This is a genomic window from Cytobacillus sp., from assembly GCF_964223445.1.
Classification (GTDB): domain Bacteria; phylum Bacillota; class Bacilli; order Bacillales; family Cytobacillaceae; genus Cytobacillus.
Map to the genome: position 1 here is coordinate 1 of NZ_CAXQGS010000071.1, position 21587 is coordinate 21587.

20 protein-coding genes and 1 other RNA gene are annotated in these 21587 nt (G+C 43.3%); 13 read left to right on the forward strand and 8 right to left on the reverse strand.

Annotation, left to right across the window (positions count from 1 at the left end; all coding sequences use genetic code 11):
• Window positions 1–14 precede the first annotated feature (14 nt).
• Window positions 15–3527 (forward strand): S8 family serine peptidase, encoded by a 3513-nt coding sequence (locus ACEQ1T_RS13255; RefSeq protein ID WP_370223294.1) that lies wholly within the window; start codon window positions 15–17, stop codon window positions 3525–3527.
• 65 nt (window positions 3528–3592) lie between these two features.
• On the opposite strand, the gene ACEQ1T_RS13260 is transcribed toward ACEQ1T_RS13255, so the two are convergent.
• A complete protein-coding gene (locus tag ACEQ1T_RS13260) occupies window positions 3593–4795 on the reverse strand; it encodes an MFS transporter (protein WP_370223295.1) in 1203 nt (400 codons plus the stop codon).
• 1 nt (window position 4796) lies between these two features.
• Window positions 4797–5240, reverse strand: coding sequence for a MarR family winged helix-turn-helix transcriptional regulator (locus ACEQ1T_RS13265; protein ID WP_370223296.1), 444 nt, complete (start codon window positions 5238–5240; stop codon window positions 4797–4799).
• Window positions 5241–5583: 343 nt separating this feature from the next.
• Between ACEQ1T_RS13265 and ACEQ1T_RS13270 the strand changes: the two genes are divergently transcribed.
• The 4 genes from ACEQ1T_RS13270 to ACEQ1T_RS13285 all read left to right on the forward strand — a co-directional run bounded on the left by ACEQ1T_RS13270 (window position 5584) and on the right by ACEQ1T_RS13285 (window position 8753).
• On the forward strand, window positions 5584–6303 hold the full coding sequence (locus ACEQ1T_RS13270; protein ID WP_206839480.1) for a GTP pyrophosphokinase family protein: 720 nt from the start codon (window positions 5584–5586) through the stop codon (window positions 6301–6303).
• 14 nt (window positions 6304–6317) lie between these two features.
• Window positions 6318–6743, forward strand: a complete 426-nt coding sequence (locus ACEQ1T_RS13275; RefSeq protein WP_206839481.1) for a DUF5392 family protein — start codon at window positions 6318–6320, stop codon at window positions 6741–6743.
• Between the two features lie 13 nt (window positions 6744–6756).
• A complete protein-coding gene (locus ACEQ1T_RS13280; RefSeq protein ID WP_370223298.1) occupies window positions 6757–7365 on the forward strand; it encodes a TetR family transcriptional regulator in 609 nt (202 codons plus the stop codon).
• A gap of 122 nt (window positions 7366–7487) precedes the next feature.
• Window positions 7488–8753, forward strand: coding sequence for an OFA family MFS transporter (locus tag ACEQ1T_RS13285; protein ID WP_370223299.1), 1266 nt, complete (start codon window positions 7488–7490; stop codon window positions 8751–8753).
• A gap of 41 nt (window positions 8754–8794) precedes the next feature.
• Here ACEQ1T_RS13285 and ACEQ1T_RS13290 read toward each other — a convergent pair whose 3' ends face one another.
• The 5 genes from ACEQ1T_RS13290 to ACEQ1T_RS13310 form a co-directional block, all read right to left on the reverse strand.
• Window positions 8795–8923, reverse strand: a complete 129-nt coding sequence (locus ACEQ1T_RS13290) for a hypothetical protein (protein WP_370223301.1) — start codon at window positions 8921–8923, stop codon at window positions 8795–8797.
• Window positions 8924–8935: 12 nt separating this feature from the next.
• A complete protein-coding gene (locus ACEQ1T_RS13295) occupies window positions 8936–9151 on the reverse strand; it encodes a heavy-metal-associated domain-containing protein (protein ID WP_206839484.1) in 216 nt (71 codons plus the stop codon).
• 6 nt (window positions 9152–9157) lie between these two features.
• Window positions 9158–9664 carry a DUF1641 domain-containing protein gene (locus ACEQ1T_RS13300; protein ID WP_206839485.1) on the reverse strand — a complete coding sequence of 169 codons (507 nt, stop codon included), beginning with the start codon at window positions 9662–9664 and terminating at the stop codon, window positions 9158–9160.
• Window positions 9639–12629, reverse strand: coding sequence for a formate dehydrogenase subunit alpha (gene fdhF, locus ACEQ1T_RS13305; RefSeq protein WP_370223302.1), 2991 nt, complete (start codon window positions 12627–12629; stop codon window positions 9639–9641). The genes ACEQ1T_RS13300 and fdhF overlap by 26 nt, the downstream gene beginning before the upstream one ends.
• A 338-nt stretch (window positions 12630–12967) precedes the next feature.
• A complete protein-coding gene (locus ACEQ1T_RS13310; RefSeq protein WP_370223303.1) occupies window positions 12968–13384 on the reverse strand; it encodes a hypothetical protein in 417 nt (138 codons plus the stop codon).
• A gap of 141 nt (window positions 13385–13525) precedes the next feature.
• Between ACEQ1T_RS13310 and ssrS the strand changes: the two genes are divergently transcribed.
• The 5 genes from ssrS (at window position 13526) to ACEQ1T_RS13335 (ending at window position 16979) form a co-directional block, all read left to right on the forward strand.
• Window positions 13526–13721, forward strand: a non-coding RNA gene (ssrS, locus tag ACEQ1T_RS13315) — 6S RNA.
• A gap of 105 nt (window positions 13722–13826) precedes the next feature.
• On the forward strand, window positions 13827–13967 hold the full coding sequence (locus tag ACEQ1T_RS13320) for a hypothetical protein (RefSeq protein ID WP_370223304.1): 141 nt from the start codon (window positions 13827–13829) through the stop codon (window positions 13965–13967).
• Between the two features lie 105 nt (window positions 13968–14072).
• The gene (locus ACEQ1T_RS13325) at window positions 14073–15050 is read left to right on the forward strand and encodes a ring-cleaving dioxygenase (RefSeq protein WP_370223306.1); all 978 of its coding nucleotides are present in this window, start codon (window positions 14073–14075) and stop codon (window positions 15048–15050) included.
• 106 nt (window positions 15051–15156) lie between these two features.
• The gene (locus ACEQ1T_RS13330) at window positions 15157–16395 is read left to right on the forward strand and encodes a nitrate/nitrite transporter (protein WP_370223307.1); all 1239 of its coding nucleotides are present in this window, start codon (window positions 15157–15159) and stop codon (window positions 16393–16395) included.
• Between the two features lie 146 nt (window positions 16396–16541).
• Window positions 16542–16979, forward strand: a complete 438-nt coding sequence (locus ACEQ1T_RS13335; RefSeq protein ID WP_370223308.1) for a VOC family protein — start codon at window positions 16542–16544, stop codon at window positions 16977–16979.
• Between the two features lie 301 nt (window positions 16980–17280).
• Here ACEQ1T_RS13335 and ACEQ1T_RS13340 read toward each other — a convergent pair whose 3' ends face one another.
• Window positions 17281–18930: a M14 family metallocarboxypeptidase gene (locus ACEQ1T_RS13340; protein WP_370223310.1), complete on the reverse strand. Its 1650-nt coding sequence runs from the start codon at window positions 18928–18930 to the stop codon at window positions 17281–17283.
• Between the two features lie 341 nt (window positions 18931–19271).
• Here ACEQ1T_RS13340 and ACEQ1T_RS13345 point away from each other — a divergent pair, with 341 nt between their 5' ends.
• The 3 genes from ACEQ1T_RS13345 to ACEQ1T_RS13355 all read left to right on the forward strand — a co-directional run.
• Entirely contained in the window at window positions 19272–20480 is a 1209-nt protein-coding gene (locus ACEQ1T_RS13345) for an acyl-CoA dehydrogenase (protein ID WP_206839495.1), read from the forward strand.
• A gap of 18 nt (window positions 20481–20498) precedes the next feature.
• Window positions 20499–21272, forward strand: coding sequence for an SDR family oxidoreductase (locus ACEQ1T_RS13350; protein ID WP_206839496.1), 774 nt, complete (start codon window positions 20499–20501; stop codon window positions 21270–21272).
• 27 nt (window positions 21273–21299) lie between these two features.
• Window positions 21300–21587: AMP-binding protein (locus tag ACEQ1T_RS13355; RefSeq protein ID WP_370223312.1), on the forward strand; the 288-nt coding region annotated here is incomplete at its 3' end.

Below are 21587 nucleotides of genomic sequence, written 5' to 3' on the forward strand. Positions count from 1 at the left end.
AGGGCGGGAGTGAAATGAAAGTGAAAAAAGGGGTACCCTATAAGGTGCTGGCTTCTGCATTGGCAGCAGCAATGCTTTTTGGGGGAACAGTATCGGCACAAGGAGCTCAGGATGATGAGGTCAAGGCTCCAAGTGTTGAAGACATTGTCAAGCAGGGGCATAAAATATTTTTGGATCAGCAATATCAGACTGAAGCAAATGCAGTGGACAAGCTGGGATATAAAGATCTGAAAGAAAAAGGGTTAACGAAACCATATGAGCCAAATGAAATTTTACGAGTAATTGTTGAGGTCGAACAGCCGGCAGCTGCTGAAAAAGCGAAACAAAGCAAAAAAAGTAAAATGAAGGCAAAACAAGACGAGGTTATTTCAGCGCTTTCCAAGAAGAAATCTTTCAAGAAAGTGAAGCATCGCTTTTATGAGGGATTTAATGGTTTCAGCCTGGAAACCGAGTTTCATAATGTAAAAGAAATACAGGCAATTCCTGGTGTCACTAACGTACATATTGCGAGAACATACCAGCCATCCATGGGTGCCAGCAAGGAGCTGGTCCAGGCACAAAAGGTCTGGGAGCAGCATGGCTATGAAGGGGAAGGGCTGCTTGTTGCTGTAGTTGACTCCGGATTGGACTATACACACCAGGATATGACATTGACGGATGAAGGGAAAGACAAGCAGAAATGGTCCGAGGAAGGAATCCAGGCAAAACTCGCTGATACGGCTATTCATGATGTCTGGTATAGCGACAAAGTGCCGACAGGCTATGACTGGGCAGATGAAGATACGGATGTCATTCCCCGCGGACAATATGGAAGTCCGCATGGCATGCACGTAGCTGGTACAGTTGGTGCTAATGGCAATGAGGAAAATGATGGGGTCAAGGGTATTGCTCCGGGTGTACAGTTATTAGCTGAAAAAGTATTTTCTGATAATGGCGGTGGAGCTTATGAAGATGATATTATTGCTGGAATTGAACACGCTGTGGCAATGGGGGCCGACGTCATTAACATGAGTCTTGGGTCAGATGCCGGCTTTGTAGGAGAGGAAAATGATCCTATCCAAAAGTCAATCCGGGAAGCAACTGAGCAGGGTACCCTGGTAGTAGTTGCTGGAGGCAATTCATCTTACAGTACTAAAAATAATATTTTGGAGGCTTCTGCCAAGCCATATGCGGAAAATCCGGATATCGGCACTGTTGGAGAACCATCTGTTAGCCCGTTTGCGTTATCAGTAGCATCCTATGAAAATACCAAATTGCATATGAATTCACTTACTGATGAAAACGGCTTGCAGCTTCCATACCAGGATCAGACCCATGTAAACTTCAAACTTTCAAAGGTGTTAACATCAGGAGAAAGCTATGAAATGGTATATGTAGGGGAAGGAAAGACAGCTGATTTTGCCGGAAAAGATGTCGCCGGCAAAATAGTCGTGGCAAAACCAAATCAAAAATATGGTTTATATTCATATGTTCAATCTGAAGCCAGGAAAAATGGTGCCAAGGCGGTTATCCTTGTACCGCCTCATGATGAAGCTGATTTTCCTTTCTTGTACTTTAGTCAGTACTTAACCCCTGCAGCAACTACCAGCAAGGAGGATGGGAATGCTTTAATTTCACAGCTGTCCAAGGGACAAACAGTGAAAATGCAGATGAGCAAAGGTGTTTGGGTTGATAATGCTGATAAAGATAACATGTCAGACTTTTCATCTTTTGGAACGCCGCACACGCTTGACTTCAAGCCAGAGCTATCAGCACCAGGCGGAGGGATTTATTCCACTGTTCCCGGCAATGAATATGAAATAATGAGCGGTACGTCCATGGCAGCGCCTCATGTCGCAGGCGGATCAGCTTTGCTGCTTCAGGCATTATATGAAAAAGGATTGCCGCAATCCAAAGAAACTGCATTAAAAGCGAAAATCGCCTTAATGAATACATCAAAAATCATTCAGGATCCGCGGGCAAATAGCCAGGTCCCATACTCACCACGCGTTCAGGGATCCGGATTAATGCAAATACAAAATGCCATCAAAACTCCTGTGCTTGTGACAAATAAAAACGCTCCTTTGGAACAGGCAGGAGCGATTGCTCTAAAGGAAATTAATGAGAAAGCACACTTCAAACTGAATGTCGAAGCACTACGAAATGCTGACGTGAAAGATTTCGAATATAAAGTGTACGTTGATGTTTTAACAGACGAAACAGAAACAAAAGAGTTTGACCTGGACAATGACGGTCATTTGGATGCCAAGGAATATTTAACAATGACCAGCAAGCGGATCTCAGGTGCTTCTGCCATCGTCAATGGTGAAAAAGTGACCGATGAAAAAGGAAAAACGCTTAAAATTAAGCCAGGACAAAACAAGAGTCTGGATGTACAGATTCAATTGCCGGATAGCTTTAAGAAGGGCTCATTTGTCGAAGGGTATGTCCGTCTTGTGCCAACAGGTAAAAACAGTGATGCCGCTGTGCCGCTGACAATTCCATATATGGGCTACTTTGGTCAATGGGACAAGCCGCAAAACCTCGACCCGGCTGCATGGGAAAAAGATGCCTTCTTAGGATATACAGTCCTATGGAACGATGAAGGAGCACAGTTCCCGATGGGATATGATCCGTATACCGGAACCTTTAATATGGACCGCATTGTGATTTCTCCTAATGCTGTTTTGCCAGGTGTTTTCCCAACTTTTACAGCTTTCCGCAATTTACAAAAGACAGAAATGTACGTGGAGAATGATAAAGGGGAAATGGTCAACTATTTAGGCGACTTCAGTGAATTTACAGGCAAGCCTTGGAAGTTCCGCAAAAATATCATGGCTTTCCGTGACTATATGATTAACGGATATTTATGGGATGTTAAGAATCAACATGGGCAATTCGTTGAGGATGGAACCTATCAGTATGTAATCAAAACAACACTTGATTACAAGGATGCCAAGCCTCAGGAAGTAAGGCTTCCGGTTCACGTAGATTCTGTTGCACCAATCGTCTCGGATATTCAGGTACAGCCAAAGGACGGGCAATATGAAATTTCCTTCAAGTCAGAAGATAACGAAGGGGGAAGCGGCTATAATGGTGCCATCATCTGGTATAACGGGAAGTATATGCCGCTCGAACCTGGAAAAACGTCAGCCCTTGTAAAAGAAGAACCGAAGAGCGTTGTCGTATTGGGTGTCGACCATGCATTGAACCAGAGCTATGCTGTATGGGGGGATCCTTCCTATATAGATGAGGGGATGCTAGTGAGCTACTTCAGTGTTTATCCTAATAAAAATGTGAATGCAAACACGCCAGCAGGGATTAATGCATTTGCAAACAACCGCGTTAACTGGACAGTGAACATTAAAGATGAAGCCGGAAAAACCGTTGACACAATCAATGTGGAAAATGAACATGAAATTCACTTGAAGTGGACTCCAGACGCAGGTCTTCCGAATGGGACTTACACCATTAGTGCAGATGTATCAAACAAGCAGGGCTTTAAAGTGACCACGAGCCCTAAAACGGTTACAGTATTTCAGAACTAAAACGATCAAAAGCCATGGACGGTAAAAAGGTCCATGGCTTTTTTCTATTTTGCAATGCCTTAGGTTCAAGCTGAAACAGATGTGTTCAATTTTTTTAGGGCTGCAGATTCCTTCTTCCCATGAAGGAAATAATATAAAATGGCTGATAATAAAACAAAGATTGCCATTATACCATATAGACTGCCATAGCCTGTAATCGGAATAATGAATCCCAGCAAATAGGGGCCAAATCCCAAGCCTGCATCAAGAAAGATAAAGAACGTTGACGTCGCCAATCCCATCCTATGAGCGGGTGTCAGCTTGACGGCCACTGCCTGGGTGCAGGACTGCATGTTCCCAAAGCCCAGCCCAATTAGCGCACCAGCCAAAAGCAACGTGAAACTGCTGTTAGCTGTGCTAAGGACAAACATACCTGCCGCAAATAAGATAAAAGCGGGGTACATTACATAATTTGCTCCTTTAAGATCCATCAGCCGTCCGGTAAATGGACGTGAAACCAGGACAGCTGCCGAGTAGATGAGAAAGAAAAAGCTCGCAGCCTTCACTAAATCAACTTCTATAGCATAAAAGTTGATAAAAGAGAGGACCCCGGAATAACCGAATGCGATTGCCAGTGTGATGAATGCAATAGGGACTGCTTTTGGCTCGATAAAGCTGGAAATTTGGAAGCCCTGCTTTTTCACACCAGAGGTTTCTGTTGCAGGAACATATAAAAAGAAGGATGTAATCAGGGCAATGATGCCGATGGCCAGACAAAAGGCAAAAATCAGTTGGAAAGAAACCTTTTGCATCATCAATAAGCCAATAAATGGCCCTACAGCTGTCGCCAGCGTTGTGCTCATGCTGAAGTAGCCAATTCCTTCCCCTTTGCGTGCTGCAGGAATAATTTGTGCAGCGATGGTCCCTGTCGCCGTACTTGCTACACCTAAAGCAATGCCGTGTATAAACCTGGTAGTCAGCAGGAAAGCAATTCCGGCGTTCACAAAATATAAAAGTGTTGTCAGCGTAAAAAAGATCAAACCGATAAAAAGTGTTTTCTTACGCCCGATGTTATCAATGGCCCGCCCGATATAAAGCCTGCCAATGAGAGTTCCAATAATAAAGATGCCCGTAACAAGCCCGGCCTGGCTGGTTGTGGCACTATAGTAACCCACTGCAAAGACAGCAATGGTCACCATCAGTAAATAGAAAATCAATGTTAAGAAAAAATTAACGGATGAAACAATAATAAAATCCTTTGTCCAAAGCTTCGGATTAGGCTGATTCAATTTATAACTCTCCCTGCATTAAATTTTTGCGGATTTCGCTCATCAGGCGAATCCCTTCCAGCTGTTCCTCCTCTGAAATTCCTCTTAGAATGTCCTGTTCGAATTCATCAATAGTAACGCGGACCTCTTGATAAACCTTCCTGCCAGTATCGGTCAGCTGCATTCTTTTTTCCCGTTTGTCTTTAGTCGGAACAGATTCTAAATAGCCCATCTCCTCCAGTTTTGCAATCGTCCTTGTCACCGTTGGTTTTTCAACGCCAAGATAATGTGAAAGCTCCACCAGTGTGCCGGAGCCATCATTATTCAAGTAATACATGATGGACCATTGAGCCCTGTATAAATGATGCCTGCTTAATTCATTGTTCAGCCTATTCTCAAATGGGCGATACAATAGCACAAGCTGATGAAAAAAACGCTGAAATGTTTCGATTCTAAAAACCTCCAATTTGGTTACCTTAAGTAATAGTTATCAAGAGTAACTAATTATTTATTATACAGCTCAAAGTGGTGACATGTAAATAGGCTGAGCTTTGTTTCTAAAAGAGCTATCCATTAATTCAAAAGAAGGCAAATTTGTGACATTGTGTCATAACTGGTTGACGTGTGACACGATGTCATATACAATTCAATTGTAAGGATGACACAGTGTCACATCGAGGTGAAAGCATTGTCCAAAATTCAATTGCTTATTGCTGAATTGCAGAAACAGGGAGTAAATGCAGCAATCTGCAAAAAGCCATCCAATATTAAGCCTCTCAAAAATAAGGCGAAAATTCAAAGGAGCCCATATGGTCACCAATATGCCTGAGCAAATGTCACTTAAAGAACTAAGGACAGATTTAGTGCGTTTTATGATGTCCTACAAGTTCGCATTGGAAGAAATAAACACCAAAATAAATATCCTGAAAGAAGAATTTCAGTATGTGCATGACTATAATCCGATTGAGCATGTAAAATCACGAATTAAATCACCAGAAAGTATGTTTAAAAAGCTGCAAAGAAAAAAATTGGAGATTTCCTTAGAATCCATTCAGCAAAATATTCGGGATATTGCTGGCGTCCGCATTACATGTTCGTTTGTATCAGATATTTATAAAATCAAAGCGATGCTTGAAAGCCAGAAGGATATAACCGTGCTCGAATGCAAGGATTATATTCAGAACCCAAAGCCAAATGGCTATCAGAGCCTGCATCTGATTGTCCAGATTCCCATTTTTATGTCTGACAGGGAAGAGCTGGTTCCAGTTGAGATTCAAATCAGGACGATCGCCATGGACTTCTGGGCGAGCCTGGAGCACAAGATTTACTACAAGTACAATAAAGAAATTCCGCAAAGAATAGTGAATGAACTGAAAGAGGCAGCTGACACGGCTTCACGCCTCGATCGGAAAATGGAGAATATCCAAGAGGAAATGATTGGTCTAAAACAGCTGGAAGATGATGAAGACATGATTTTTTCCCCTGAAAGCCTTCAATTACTGCTGGCCGGGAAAGGGATAAAAACTTAAAGGAGACGAAATAGATGCAAGTGTGGACAGATATACCGAATTTCGTAAAAAGAGAATTGGAGCAGCTTGAAGAAAAGATAACTCCCATTATGAAAAAAGCATCCAGATATATTTTTTGGTCAACACCCTTAATTATTCTGTCATTAATCAATCTCATGACCCTATTTTTCACCGTTCAGGATGAGAAAACATCGCCGGCAGCCATCCTGATTTACGCCATTATCGGCGCGCTTGGTTTCGCGCTGTCTAAGGAAGGGAGACATCAGCAGCTGGAAATTCAGAAACTGAGCTCTCAGTACATTAAAGAACGGATCACTAAAAGCCAATGGGCTTCTGATCCCATTAAAACAAGATATCAGGCACTGATAAATGAGAATCCCAGAAAGGCAGTCCCTTATTTTATCCATTTTTTAAAGGAGGAAAAAAGAGACTGGCAGTAAGGAGGAACCGAATTTGCCCAAAATTACTTTTTTCAATTTGCCTGAAGACAAACGGGGCAGCTTAGTCCAGGCGGCCAAAAAGGAATTTGCCCGCGTCCCGCTTTATCAGGCATCCATATCCAATATCATAAAAGATGCCAAAATCCCGCGCGGCAGCTTTTATCAATATTTTGACGACAAAGAAGATGCGTTTTTCTACTTATTGAATAGCCATGTTTCTTCATATAAACTTCTCTTTCTGGAAGCGCTCCGCAAAAATAATGGCGATATTTTTGATGCGATGGTCGATTTTTATACAGCCATCATTACAGAGGAAAAAGAAAATCTGCAGTTTTTGAGGAATTTGTTTCTCAATATGACGCATCGAATTGAACATGTTATGGCAAGAAGCTTCGGTGAAAATGACCTGAATGAGGATTTCAGGAAAATCAGCAATCTGATTAATAAGGAACGGCTTAATATTCAGGACGAACACGAGCTTTTTCATATGATGCAGATTATTTCTTCTGTCACATTTCATAATATCGTTAAAAAATTTGCGGGGGAGCTGCCATTCGACGAGGCTGTTCATAATTACAGAACAGAAATCTATTTACTGAAAAAAGGGTTCGCATCAAAATGATTTTCGGAAAGCCTGTCTCTAATAGGATTAGAGACAGGCTTTTTTGGGAAGGTAAAAAATAGCATGGAGCTTATTTCCCATTAGGGGAATAAATAAAACAATCATCAGGAAAGGGGTTCTTTATGGCGAACAAGAATAGATGGCTGATTGCCCTTTCAGCAGTCGCCATTCATTTATCAATCGGTTCAGTATATGCGTACAGTGTTTATCAAAATCCCTTGAAAGAAGCGCTCGGCTGGGAAAAAACAGATGTCTCACTGGCTTTTACCATTGCCATTTTTATTCTTGGGATTGCGGCAGCTTTTTTTGGCCGGTTTGTGGAAAAGCGGGGACCGAGAGTTTCAGCCATGATTGCCGCAGTATTCTTTGGAATAGGGATTATTGGGTCAGGCTTCGCCATTCAATTGGAGAATTATATCCTATTCCTGATTTTCTTCGGTGTCATTGGGGGATTGGGTCTCGGATTCGGCTATATTGCACCTGTCTCCACATTGGTTAAGTGGTTTCCTGATAGAAGGGGGCTTGCAACCGGAATGGCCGTTATGGGCTTTGGTGCAGGGGCCCTGATCACAAGCCCTATTGCAAGCAGATTAATGATCGCAACTTCAATTCCGACAACCTTCTATGTCCTGGGAATCAGTTATTTTATTCTGATGATATTGGGTTCGCTTTATATCGCAAAGCCGCCTGAAGGATGGGAACCTGAAGGAATGGAAGAGAGCAGGGAAGAGCGGCCGGCAAAGACAGACCTGGCACAAATGACTGCCAATGAAGCGATTAAGACCAAGCGTTTCTGGCTTCTTTGGATTATGATGTTCATCAATATTTCTGCAGGCATCATGATTCTCTCAGTTGCCGCTCCAATGGCCCAGGAAATCACTGGGGCAAGCGCCATCACGGCTGCAAGCATCGTCGGCATTATGGGCCTCTTTAATGGAGGCGGTAGAATTGGCTGGGCGTGTGCATCCGATTATCTTGGAAGAGGAAATACATATATGACCTTCTTCCTGATCCAGGTGGCTGCATTCTTCATTCTTCCATTCATCACAAACTCGTTTATCTTTTCTGTTTTCCTCTATATCATTGTTTCATGCTATGGGGGCGGGTTTGCATCGCTTCCGGCTTTTATCGGGGACCTGTTTGGAACCAAACAGCTTGGCGCGATTCATGGTTATTTGCTTACATCGTGGTCCATCGCCGGAGTGGTCGGCCCTATGCTTGTATCCAGCTTATATGAAAATACGCAAAGCTATACGATTACGTTCTATGTATTTGGCACCATGCTGGCCATCGGCTTCATCGTTTCATTGCTGATGAAGCGAGACATCAAGAAAATCAGAACTGCGAAGAAACAAAAAAGAGCAAGCGGACAGCTTGTCACGGAATAATGAGTAAAACTCCTGCCGGAATATCTGGCAGGAGTTCTTTATTAATTTTCAAAGGAAAATGGATGAACACGATTATTGGAGCAATCCGGGCAAATGATCAGCATATCAAAGCTGTATTCCTCTTCCTCTGTTTCCTCCATATGCCCGCAGATTTCACAGACCTTTGCCAAAATAACACCCCCTTATTCATCACTTGATAGAATGTTATATCCGCAGTCTTTGATTGCCTGTTCAAAATCCATGAAGGAGGCAGCATCTTCATCAAATGAGATGACTGCTTCACCACTCATGGAATTCAGCTTAATCTTCCGGACACCCCAGATATCATTCAGAGCCTTGCTTAGTTTTTCTTCATCCGCCTGATCCATGTTTTCGATAGAGATTGTTCGAGTAATCATTTCAAATCACTCTCCTGTTTTATAATGACTGTGCTCTTTGCCCATTTCCCTGCCCATTCCTTTGAGAAAACCAAGCATAGAATTGATGGCCAGATTAATATCAGGATCGCGCAAGGCTTTCATAAGCCCGAGCACACCGGTCTTTTCATTCCTTTTCATCACTTCTGCAGATTCATCAAGACCCTTAGTGACAGCACTCATCATGATATTCATCTGCTGGGGATCGAGGGAGCCAAGAAAATCGACGGTATTAAAACCGTTGCGGATGATATTGTGCATGTTCGGCTGGTTAACCTGGTCAATCGCAATGGCAGCCACTTTTTCTTTCGAATGCAGAAATCCTTGAAAAATATCAAGAATTCCAGACTTTTGCAGCTGTCCGATAATATCGATGGCACTTGAGATGGCCTCCCGGTTCTGGCTAAGCTGCGTTAAAAGACCAGCTATATCCTGCGCTTGTTCTTCCTGGGCCGAAGGCTTAACCAGTTCAATTTGCTTGATCGCTTTCGCCATCGTAGATACCCTCCTTTTTCAGCATTTCCGGAATGGAGATGAAGTCGTCCCGGCTCCATTTTTTCTCTGTTTCTACGCCAATATGCGGCTGCGGGCTGCCAAACCGGAAGTTGTGGTGAGGAAGCGGTGAATCGCCGTCCCGTTCAAGCACTTCCATTTTTACCTGCATTTCCTTGTAGTTGGGCGTATGTGTAATTTTGTCATGATAGCTGCTGGTCAGCTTATTGACTGCTCCCATTCCTTCAGTAGTATGCATCGGCAAATACAGTTCTTTTCCCTTGACCTGATCTGTCACCCACACTTTTACTTTGACATGGCCATAAGGGGAGGTGAGGCGCACAAGACTGCCGGTTTTGATATTCCGTTCGTCTGCCAGCTCAGGAGAAACCTCCAGCCATAGCTCCGGCACCTTATATGAAATGCCTTCGGATTGATAGGTCATGTTGCCTTCATGGAAATGCTCCAGAATTCTTCCGTTGTTCAAATGAAGGTCATATTCTTCTCCGGCTTCAAAAGGAGGAGTCCAATCCACGGTAATTAAGCGGGCTTTTCCATCCGGAAAATGAAACTTTTCCTTGTAAAGTAAAGGTGTATCCGTTCCATCCGGGGCAACAGGCCAAACAAGGCTTTCCCAGTTTTCAAGGCGCTTGTAGCTGACACCGGCAAACACAGGCGAAAGCTTAGCGGCTTCATCCATGATTTCACCTGGGTCTTTATAATGCCACTTTGCGCCAAGCTTGTTGGCAAGCTCCTGAAAGATGAGCCAATCCGGTTTGCTGTCACCGAGCGGCTCGAAAACTTTATTAAATCGCTGGATACGCCGCTCTGTATTCGTGAAGGTTCCGTCTTTTTCAAGGCTTGGCGCTGCCGGCAGAATCACATCCGCAAATTGGGCTGTCTTGGAAAAGAATATATCCTGCACGACAAAGAAATCCAGTTTTTCAAAGGCTTCGTGAACATAATTGATATTCGAATCCACAAGGCCCATTTCTTCCCCAAAAAGATACATGCCCTTTACTTTTCCAGCCTGGATGGCCTCTACAATCTGATGGTTGTTGAGACCAGGGTTTTTAGGGAGTTCGGTGCCCCAGGCTTGTTCAAAGCGGGTGCGGATTTCATCATTTTCTATTGGCTGATAACCTGGAAGCCAGGTAGGCATGGTGCCAAAATCACTCGCACCCTGGACGTTATTGTGGCCGCGCAGCGGGTAAGCTCCCGCACCAGGCTTGCCAAAATTGCCTGTAACTAAAAGCAGGTTGCTGATCGCGGTGCTTGTATCCGTGCCTCCTAAGTGCTGCGTAACACCCATGGCCCATAAAATGCAAGTACCGTTTGCATTATGAATCATTTCAGCTATTTTGATTAAAGTTTCCTTTGAAATCCCGGTAACTTCTTCAGCATATTCGAGTGTAAATTTTTCAAGGGACTTTTTATATTCATGCACATGATTTACACGAGAGTAAAGAAATTCGCTGTCTTCCCAGCCCTGGTCGATAAAGTATTTTGTGACAGCGGAAAGCCATACCAGATCGGTCCCCGGCTTTGGATGAATATGCAAATCAGCCCGTTCCGCCAAATCATTTTTCCGAAGGTCGGCTACAATGAGCTTCTGGTCCGCCAATTTATGCGCCCGTTTAATCCGTGTTGCCAGAACAGGGTGTGATTCTGCCGGGTTCGCACCGACAACAATGATTAAATCCGAGCTTGCGATATCCTTCATCGTACCGGAGTCACCGCCGATGCCGACTGTGCGGATAAGACCCATGGAGGCAGGTGTCTGACAGTATCTTGAACAATTATCAATATTGTTCGTTTTAAAAATGGCTCTGGCAAGCTTTTGGAACAGATAGTTTTCCTCGTTGGAACACTTGGAAGATGCGATAAAACCGAGGGCATCCGGTCCATTCTCTTCTTTAATGTCAGTGAATTTCTCCGCAATCATAGATAGAGCCTCATCCCATGTGGCTTCAAAGAATTTTTCGCCTTTTCTGATTAGAGGTTTGGTGAGGCGTTCTTTGCTGTTCACAAAGGTCCAGCCGAATTTTCCTTTTACACATGTCGAAATTCCATTAACAGGAGCTTCAGGCGACGGCTGGATTTTGAGAATTTCCCGGTCTTTCGTCCAAACCTCGAAGCTGCAGCCGACCCCGCAATACGTACAGACCGTTTTTGTCCGCTTAATACGGGCTTCCCGCATCGCTGCCTCTACATTGGAAATAGCAAATATCTCTTTATACCCAGGCTCAACTTCTTTCGTTAAATCAATCATCGGCTCAAGAAGAGGCTTTGGAATATTCGTGAGATAGCCGGCTTTGCCGAGCATCGATTTCTCCATTAATGCATTGCAGGGGCACACTGTCACACAATGCCCGCAGGATACGCAGGAGGATTCATTTATCGGCACATCATTATCCCAAATCACGCGCGGCTGCTCCCGGTCCCAGGCGATGCTTAGAACCTCGCTCACCTGCAGATCCTGGCACGCCTCCACACACAGCCCGCAAAGAATGCACTGATCCGGCTCATACCGGTAAAAGGGATTCGAAGTATCCTGAGGGTAGGGCTTTGGTTTAAATTCATACTTCTGATGCTCAATCTTAAAATGTTCCGCTGTATTATGCACTACACAATTTCCGTTATTGTTATCGCAAACCGTGCAGTATAGCTCATGATTTTTCAAGATGCGGGACATACCCTCAAGCTGGGCTTCCTTGGCCAGCTCTGACACAGAACTTACCTTCATATTCGGCTCAGCCTTTGTCGCACAAGACCGCTTCAGCTCGCCATCAATCTCTACGTAGCAGGTATCGCACGTCTGAATGACGCCAACACCCAGATCAGGCTGGGAAGAACAAATCCCCGGGAGAAAATGGTTGTGATTCCGTGCCGCCTCAAAAATCGACTGACCCGATTTTGCTTCGATTTCCTTTTCATCCAGGTAAAAAGTAAATTTTTCTCCGTCCATTCTGCACCACCTATTCATTCGTACTATTTAAAAAGTATTTGTTAAAAGTGGGAAATGTATTACAAAATGGCCGGAATTGGCAGGGGAATGCTGAGGACGAAAGTGGGTGCTATGGATTCAAGTCATAGGTGGATTATGGAGCCCAAAAAAGGAGAAGAGAGGAGAAAATGGTCGTCAAAGAGGAGTCATGAAGCCCAAAAATGGAGAGGCGAGGAGAAAACGGTCGCCATAGAGGGGGCATGAAGCCCAAAATCAAGAGGATGCGGAGAAAACGGTCGCCATAAAGGAGTCATGAAGCCCAAAGCAGAACAAAACTAAAACAGTGAAATTTTCATTTTTTAGCTATTAATCATTAGTTCTTTCAGGGCTTGGGCATTTTCTTTGTCTAAGGTTCCTAATGCATTTTTTTCTCTGTGAAAAATCTCTGCAGATCCATCTTTCTTGCTGAACCATATGGAGTACTCAGTCAATCTCTCTGGCATATCTCTGTCATAAGTAAAGAATAAAGTGGCTATCACATCTTCTTTTTCAGCCATTTGGGGCTTTATGTCTGCCTCCCATTCAATTCTTGAGATTATGTTTCTTAAGGATTTAATCTTTTCTTTATCAGTTATAATCAACTCTTTTTCACTATTTTCTTCTGAGATGTCAACTCTAGTCAGCTGATTCAGGTCAAATTCATATGCTGCATCTTTTGAACATCCGATTAAAAGTGAGATGGTAATAATAGATAAAATAATAGGATTTTGTTTCATTAATAATCCTCCGATTGGTTGGCTGGTGTAAAATATATTCACCAATAATTATTCAACCCCTTTTTTAAAATTTGTTTTTCGTACAATAAAAAGACTGAGCATGCCCATTGAAAAATCCGCCAGCATCCGTTAATATATAAATACAAGCTGCATTGTTCGTAATCATAATAAAGTTTTAACCTTTAAGCTGTAACAGGGAGTTTTACATTGAAACGGGAATGACAGGCCTCCGTCTATATGACAAGGAGGACAGGCAGGAATGTTTCTGCGAACACCCACTTTGAGGAGTGGTGGTTTAAAACTTTCTTATCCTTATTTACGGCAATGGCGGCTGTACATACGTAAATTAAACCAGTTCCCAGGAGGAGCTGGTTTTTTTGCGTTTAGAAATCAAAATTCTGGTTAAACCAAGATAAACGACACATTAACAGGAGATGTAATAATGAAAGAGATTACGGAAATGAGATATTGCGAAGTCTGCGGAAAAGAAACTGTCCACATCGCCAGGGAGGATGCACTGGAGATTGAATACATCTGCAAGGAATGCAATCATAAAGAAGACATCATTAAGTCCTTTTTCTAAAACCCCGGTATATTTTGACACCATCAGTAAGACGTGCTAAAATAAAATTATCTCGAATTAAAGATATTTTATTTTAAGATAAATTAAAACGGGGAGGAAGTACAATTGAATCAACTAAAAGGTATTCACCATGTTACAGCTATTACAAGCAGTGCTGAGAAAAATTATGAGTTTTTCACTTATACATTAGGAATGCGTTTAGTAAAGAAGACGGTAAATCAGGATGACATTCAAACGTATCACTTATTTTTTGCAGATGACACAGGAAGTCCAGGAACAGATATGACATTTTTTGATTTTCCCGGTATTCCGCAGGGATCTCACGGTACGGATGAAATTTCGAAAACGTCATTCCGGGTTCCGACAGATGAAGCACTCGATTATTGGGTAAAGCGGTTTGACCGTTTAGAGGTTCCACATTCCGGGATCAAGGAGCAGTTCGGCAAGAAAACACTGTCATTCTCAGATTTCGATGATCAAAAATACCAATTGATCTCGGATGAAACCAATAGGGGAATACCATCAGGCACACCCTGGCAGAAAGGGCCCATTCCGCTTGAATACGCGATCACTGGTCTCGGGCCGCTTTTTGTAAGGGTAGCTCAATTTGATTATTTTAAGGAAATGATGGAAAAGGTGCTGCACTTTAAGGAAATTGCTAACGAAGGAGATTTCCATTTATTCGAAGTGGGTGAAGGAGGAAATGGAGCACAGGTGGTAGTGGAATATAACCCGTCGCTTCCTCAGGCACGCCAGGGGTATGGAACAGTCCATCACGCAGCATTCCGCGTAGAAGATAAGTCTGTTCTCGAAGAATGGGATCAGCATTTGAGAGGCTTTGGTTTCCAGACATCAGGATTTGTAGATCGCTTCTTCTTCGGTTCTTTATATTCCCGGGTTGCTCCGCAGATTTTATTTGAATTCGCGACGGATGGTCCTGGATTCATGGGTGATGAGCCTTATGAAACACTTGGGGAAAAACTCTCACTCCCGCCATTCCTGGAGCCAAAAAGGGAGCAAATTGAAAGCTATGTCCGCCCGATCGATACAGTAAGAAGCACAAAGGATCTTGTAAAAGAATAACAAAGTCATAGGCACCTGTATTCCACTGCTTTAACGCAGTGGAGGACAGGTGCCTTTTTTTAGCGTATAATGGAGGGTATTCTTTAGAAAATAGGAGCAGAGGGCAGTGGAGAAACATAACAGCAAATACAGGTGGCTTGTCTTTGGCGCGGTCTTATTTACATACTTCTTAATCGTGAGCCAAAGAACAGCTCCTGGCTTAATTACTGATCAATTAATGAAGGAATTCGGTGTGACAGCTGCGGCCATTGGGCTCCTGACGAGCATCCAATTTTTCGCCTATGCCAGCCTGCAGGTTCCCATTGGAATATTATCCGACCGTTTTGGCCCTAATGTATTTTTAATCGCCGGAACCCTTCTAAACGGAATCGGCACTTTATTATTCAGCTTTGCTGCAAATGAATACATCCTTTTCGCGGCAAGAATGCTAGTCGGAATAGGTGATGCGACGATCTGGATTAATGTTGTCATCATTTTAGGCAGATGGTTTAAGGTAAATGAATTTGTAAAATTACTTGGTTTTGCGGGCATGTCCGGGAGCTTTGGATTTTTGCTCGCGACTGTGCCATTTTCCATTTGGATTTCCATTTGGGGCTGGCGCATTCCGTTTTTGGCGGTGGGCATTATTTTGACCATCCTCGCCATATTGCTGTATTTCATTTTAATTTTGCAGCCTTCCCGGATGGGAATCGAACCTAAGAAATCAAAAGGTAAGAAGGAGCCAGCAGAGAAAACAGCCAACATATTAAAGAGAATTTTTTCTGACCGTCAGGCATGGGCCACGTTTTTGTGTCATTTTGGCGTGGTTGGCACTTATGTTGGCTTCATCGGTTCATGGGCAGTGCCATATGGAATGGAAATGTATGATCTGACCCGTTCTGAATCCAGTCAGCTAGTTATGATTGGACTGATTGGGGCAATCATCGGTGCTCCGTTAATGAGCTTCATATCAGGACGGATGGGCAGCATCAAACGCCCTTATCTTTTTGCCCACATAATCGTCGTACTGGGTTGGGCATTATTTCTTTTATTCCAGGGCAAACCTCCATATCCGCTCGTGATTGTCCTTTTCCTGATCATGGGTTATGGGAATGGGGCAAGTACGCTGACGTTCGCGATTGTCAGAAAATCATTTGACATCCGGGATGTGGGTGTCGTTTCAGGTTTCGCCAACACTGGAGGCTTTCTGAGCGCAGTTTTGCTGCCATTTATTTTCGGAAAAGTTTTGGATACATTTGAAGCAGGATACCAGTATGGATTTATTATTCCGGTCATCTTTTCATTGATTGGACTGATGGGCGCAGGGTTAATAAAGGAAAAAGGACGCCGATTGGCTAAAGGATAATATTTAGAGGACAAATTGTGGCAGATACTGATAGTTTATATCAAAATTCGCTGTATAGTGCTTATTTAACTATCATGGTAGGAATCTGCAAATGGTTTGTTGAATAATTCTGTGAAGAGCACATGATCTCGGAGGAGGTATTAGATATGAAGATCAATAGAATTGATCATGTGAGTATAAACGTAAATGATCTTTCAGAGGCTAAAGCGTTTTTTCTTGATTTAGGACTTGAAGTACAAGCGGAATGGGAATTGGATGGAGAACAGTTGGACAGAATAGTTGGGCTTAATGATGTTAAAACGGCATGTGTTGGATTAGGGATGCCGGATGGTCAGGCATGGATAGAGCTAGTCAAATTTTATACGCCGTCAGATGAAAGAGATATTCAGCAACCTTTTGCAAATACGCTGGGTATCCGACATATTTGCTTTGCTGTTGAAGATATTGAAGCTATTGTTGCAAAATTGAAAAAGAAGGGCACGGAAATCTTTAGCGAGATACAGCAATATGAAGAAAGTTATAAGTTATGCTACATTCGTGGTCCAGAGGGAATTATTTTAGAGTTGGCGGAGAAAATTAAATAAACAGACAATATGCTGGCATATATAGAGAAACAATATCTCTTATCTAAACACGCTGAAATTTCAGACTGGACGGCTGTCTTTTTAGAGACAGCCGTTCTGTTTCCTTGTTGGACAAACGGGGGCATTAGCTGAAAAAAAAGGGGAACCTCGACTAATGATGGTTCCCCTAATTTATTACTTAAAAATCAACATTTAAATTTAATAGAGCCATTAAAAAAGAAGCCAATGGCTATACTGCTGTCTTTGAAGGAAAGCTGAAACAACCCAGAGAGGCTGACATATGCGACAGCCTCCTTTTTATTTATTTCATAAATGGTTTCATGTTTGATTTCTTTGGATCAATGGTAAAACGGTAAATCGGCAATTCCTTCCCAACTTCAGAAGGGACGTAGCCGAAGGTCGTATAACTGTCTACTGATTCAGGCTCCAGGGAGAGGGAAAGCAGATTTGTTTGAGGCTGAGCTGTCAGAAATACATAAGTGCCTTTCGGGAAGCTAATGTTCTTCTTAGTCAGCTCAGTTTCAACTTCTACAAGATCCCTGCCTTCGTAATTACCTGCACCTTCCTTAGAAGTAACTGTAAAGGCTTCAGCTGGAAGGCTTACATCTTTCGGAAGTTTAAAGCCCTTTAACCCTTGATCCTTTAATTTTTCCGCAATTTCCTCATGACCTGGTTTAATCAGATAGGCAGTAGGTCTATCTCTTACCAATGTGGGTTCTGCGTCGGTAGCACTTAAGTATTTAACAGGGATATCCTGAACAGTGCCTGTTGCAATGTCCACCATTTCAAGAGTCTCATTCTCAATCTCTTTATTTTCGCTATCAATAATTATTGGGTCATTGTCATTTGGTTTTAGGCCTTTTTTAATAAGATTAAGTCTTTCAAATGCTACCAGATTTTTAATTTGTCTTGCATGACTGGCCGTTTGCTTAAGAATGCTTTCATGGGTCGCAATTTGGGCGTTCACCCGGCGCGCAAAATCTTCTCGGCCGATGCCAATGCCTCTGCTCTCTAGCAGGAAGGAGAATGCAGGCTGAAGTCCGAATGAATTCCGGCCAATTCTTGGTTCAGTGGAGCCCTCGATTATTTCAATTTCACCTTGGTCATCAAGGCCTGCTGTATAGTAAATTTCTGCGGAGATGCCATTATTCTCAAGCTCTTCCATTGCAGGTTCGACGAATAAACTGTCAGATGCCTGACGGATTTTTTCAGGGATATTGAGGTTTCGGCCAGATTGGATCAGAATATCGTGATACTTCAACGCGCCCTGTTCACCAACTTGATTAAAAGCACTGCTGTACACGGAATATTCATGAGCATCGATCACCACTTCCGGTGAATATTTATTAAATTCTGCATGAATGGCCTGTACCTCTGGAGATTCAAGTTTTATATGATCGCGATTTCCGTCAAGACCGTCGGCAAGCTGTCTTTTAAAAGCATAGGATCCATCAGGATTGACTCTTGGTATGACAATGACATTGATATCGTCCAAAATTTCCTTGCCTAACTCCCCGGCAAGCCTGTTGGCCAAGGCCAGGATTGATTCTCCGCTAGCAGGCTCATTGCCATGGATCTGGCTCTGAACCCACACAATCGGCTTTTTTGATAAATAGCCTGATCTTATATGTTTATCCTTTGTGAAATAAAGGGCTGGTATTTCACGGCCTTCTTGGGATGTTCCGATTGTTTTAACAGTCAGGAAAGGACTTTTAGCTTCGAGCTGGTTTATGTAAGACATCATTTCTTCTTGAGAAGTAAATGCATCACCGTCCCTTGAAAAGGCAGGAGTCTTGTCTTTTACCTCGATGTCAGGAAAGAGATGTCTTACTTGTTCAGGCTGGCTGTATGATTTCCCGTAATAGGGAGTTTCTGCCTGAACTGCGGGTGCAGCCAATAAAGCAGCAGACAGGAGTACAGGAATAGTGCGTTTATTTACTAATTTTTTCATCTGCTAAGTTCCTCCTCTATTAATTTCAAATCAATAATAGATGAAGACTGTTTTAAGTGTCAAAAAATTTAGAATAGTATAAATTGAGGAGTTTAAAGGTTAAATTGTTTTAAAAGCAGTAAATGTAGGTGCATAGTTCTAATATAATTCGGGGAACGAAATAGAATGGTTTCTAACTAGCAAAAATTCCCTACATTCTGTCTCAATAAAAACAGTGCTTTGGTTAGGAGTTGAAATTATTAAATTTAAAAATTTTCTGAAAATAAGTTGAATTTTTTCCATGATTGTTTATACTAAACTTGTAACATACCGACCGGTCAGTTAGTGGAGGAGGGATGGAAGTGGATTTTTCATACTCATCAAAAGTGCAGGAGCTTATAAGGAAATTAAACTTGTTTATGGATGAAAACGTTTATCCGAACGAATCATTGTATGAACAGCAATTGAAAGAACAGGAAAACCGATGGAATGCTATTCCGCCCATTATGGAGGAGCTGAAACGCAAGGCGAAGGATGCCGGGTTATGGAACTTATTTTTACCGGAAAGCGAGTATGGCGCAGGACTCACGAACGTGGAATATGCTCCGCTATGCGAAATTATGGGGCGTTCGATGATTGCACCGGAGATCTTCAATTGCAATGCACCTGATACCGGCAACATGGAAGTGCTCGCAAGGTATGGCACCGATCAGCAAAAGAGTTATTGGCTGCAGCCGCTGCTAAAAGGAGAAATACGATCATGTTTTTCCATGACAGAGCCGGATGTTGCCTCTTCTGATGCCACAAATATTGAAGCCCGGATTGAAAGGCAAGGTACAGAGTATGTCATAAATGGACGGAAGTGGTGGTCCTCAGGTGCAGGAGATCCGAGATGCAGGATAGCGATCGTTATGGGAAAAACCGATCCTGCTGCCAGCCGTCATGAACAGCAATCTATGATTCTTGTTCCTTTGGATACGCCAGGAGTAAAAATAGAGAGGATGCTTCCGGTGTTTGGCTATGATCACGCTCCCCATGGCCATGCTGAAATTACATACGACAATGTCAGAGTTCCTGCTGAAAATATGATTTGGGGTGAAGGGAAAGGGTTTGCCATTGCACAGGGAAGGCTTGGTCCGGGACGCATCCATCATTGCATGAGGCTAATTGGAGCAGCAGAGCGCGCTCTTGATGAATTATGTAAGCGTGTACAAAATCGCATCGCTTTTGGAAAACCGCTCTCCAGTCAGGGAGTCATCCGGGAATGGATTGCGGATTCCCGAATTGAAATTGAGCAGGCAAGACTATTAACGCTTAAAGCGGCCTATATGATGGATACAGCCGGCAATAAAGTGGCAAAAACGGAGATTGCTATGATCAAAGTTGTGGCCCCATCCATGGCTCTTAAGGTAATTGACCGTGCGATTCAGTCTTTTGGTGCCGCAGGAGTCTCTGAGGATGTTCCGCTTGCGGCCCTGTGGGCAAATGCCAGGACGCTGAGGCTGGCAGACGGGCCAGATGAGGTCCATCGGGCACAGATTGCTAAGCTTGAGCTGAAAAAATACCAATAGGAGAAAGCAGGGAGTCATATGAACGTGATGGATTTATTTGACCTAACCGGGAAAACAGCACTGATAACTGGAGGAGGTCGAGGGCTGGGTGCCCAGATTGCGGAAGGCTTTGCCGAGGCAGGCGCAAATATCATTCTTTGTTCAAGAAAGGTGGAGGCATGTCAGGAAACAGCTGATCGTCTCGCCAAACTTGGAGTGAAAACTTTAGCTCTATCCTGTGACATAAGCAAACCGGAGGACGTCCATAAAGTGATCGAAGAAACGGTTAAGGAATTTGGCAGCATTGATATTCTTGTCAACAACAGCGGTGCCACGTGGGGAGCACCTGCCGAGGAGATGCCGCTTGATGCCTGGCAAAAAGTTATCAATGTGAATGTGACAGGGACGTTCTTAATGAGCCAGGCTGCTGGTAAGATCATGATTGAGCAAAGGTCCGGAAAGATCATTAATATTGCCTCTGTTGCCGGACTTGGGGGCACTGACCCCCGGGTGATGGATACGATCGGCTATAACACAAGTAAAGGCGCTGTTATTACGATGACAAAGGATCTGGCTGTAAAATGGGGCAGGTATGGCATCAATGTAAATGCCATTGCGCCAGGTTTTTTCCCTACAAAAATGTCAGCGGCGATTATTGAGCAGGGGAAAAACCCAATTCTGGAGGCAACACCTCTCAGGCGCTTTGGCTCTGATGATGATTTGAAAGGCGCCGCTTTGTTCCTGGCTTCCAATGCGTCAAATTATGTGACGGGAGACGTATTAATCGTCGATGGCGGAACGCATGCAATGTAAAAACGGTAAACTTTGGAGGGATTAAGAATGAGTGAAAAGAAAACCTGGCATGCCCGCTATCCTGAATCAATTGCATCCGAAGTAAACATTCCGAGCAAGTCGATGCCTGAGATGCTGCAGGAAGTGACAGCGATGTATCCGCAGAATACAGCTTTATCTTTTTATGGCCGGAAAATGCTTTATACGGAACTTCAAAAAGCTGTCTATGGATTTGCTGCATCCCTGCAGAAAAATGGTGTTCAAAAAGGCGGCCGTGTTGCCATCATGCTGCCCAATTGCCCGCAATATGTGATTGCGTATTATGGCACCCTTGCA

What these genes read in the sequence shown, in the direction of transcription:
- ACEQ1T_RS13320 (WP_370223304.1), top strand. Translation starts at nt 13,827, where the DNA reads ATGAAAGAGATTACGGAAATGAGATATTGCGAAGTCTGCGGAAAAGAA.
- ACEQ1T_RS13310 (WP_370223303.1), bottom strand. Translation starts at nt 13,384, where the DNA reads ATGAAACAAAATCCTATTATTTTATCTATTATTACCATCTCACTTTTA.
- ACEQ1T_RS13350 (WP_206839496.1), top strand. Translation starts at nt 20,499, where the DNA reads ATGAACGTGATGGATTTATTTGACCTAACCGGGAAAACAGCACTGATA.
- ACEQ1T_RS13275 (WP_206839481.1), top strand. Translation starts at nt 6,318, where the DNA reads ATGCAAGTGTGGACAGATATACCGAATTTCGTAAAAAGAGAATTGGAG.
- ACEQ1T_RS13340 (WP_370223310.1), bottom strand. Translation starts at nt 18,930, where the DNA reads ATGAAAAAATTAGTAAATAAACGCACTATTCCTGTACTCCTGTCTGCT.
- ACEQ1T_RS13255 (WP_370223294.1), top strand. Translation starts at nt 15, where the DNA reads ATGAAAGTGAAAAAAGGGGTACCCTATAAGGTGCTGGCTTCTGCATTG.
- ACEQ1T_RS13295 (WP_206839484.1), bottom strand. Translation starts at nt 9,151, where the DNA reads ATGATTACTCGAACAATCTCTATCGAAAACATGGATCAGGCGGATGAA.
- ACEQ1T_RS13285 (WP_370223299.1), top strand. Translation starts at nt 7,488, where the DNA reads ATGGCGAACAAGAATAGATGGCTGATTGCCCTTTCAGCAGTCGCCATT.
- ACEQ1T_RS13335 (WP_370223308.1), top strand. Translation starts at nt 16,542, where the DNA reads ATGAAGATCAATAGAATTGATCATGTGAGTATAAACGTAAATGATCTT.
- ACEQ1T_RS13270 (WP_206839480.1), top strand. Translation starts at nt 5,584, where the DNA reads ATGGTCACCAATATGCCTGAGCAAATGTCACTTAAAGAACTAAGGACA.
- fdhF (WP_370223302.1), bottom strand. Translation starts at nt 12,629, where the DNA reads ATGGACGGAGAAAAATTTACTTTTTACCTGGATGAAAAGGAAATCGAA.
- ACEQ1T_RS13300 (WP_206839485.1), bottom strand. Translation starts at nt 9,664, where the DNA reads ATGGCGAAAGCGATCAAGCAAATTGAACTGGTTAAGCCTTCGGCCCAG.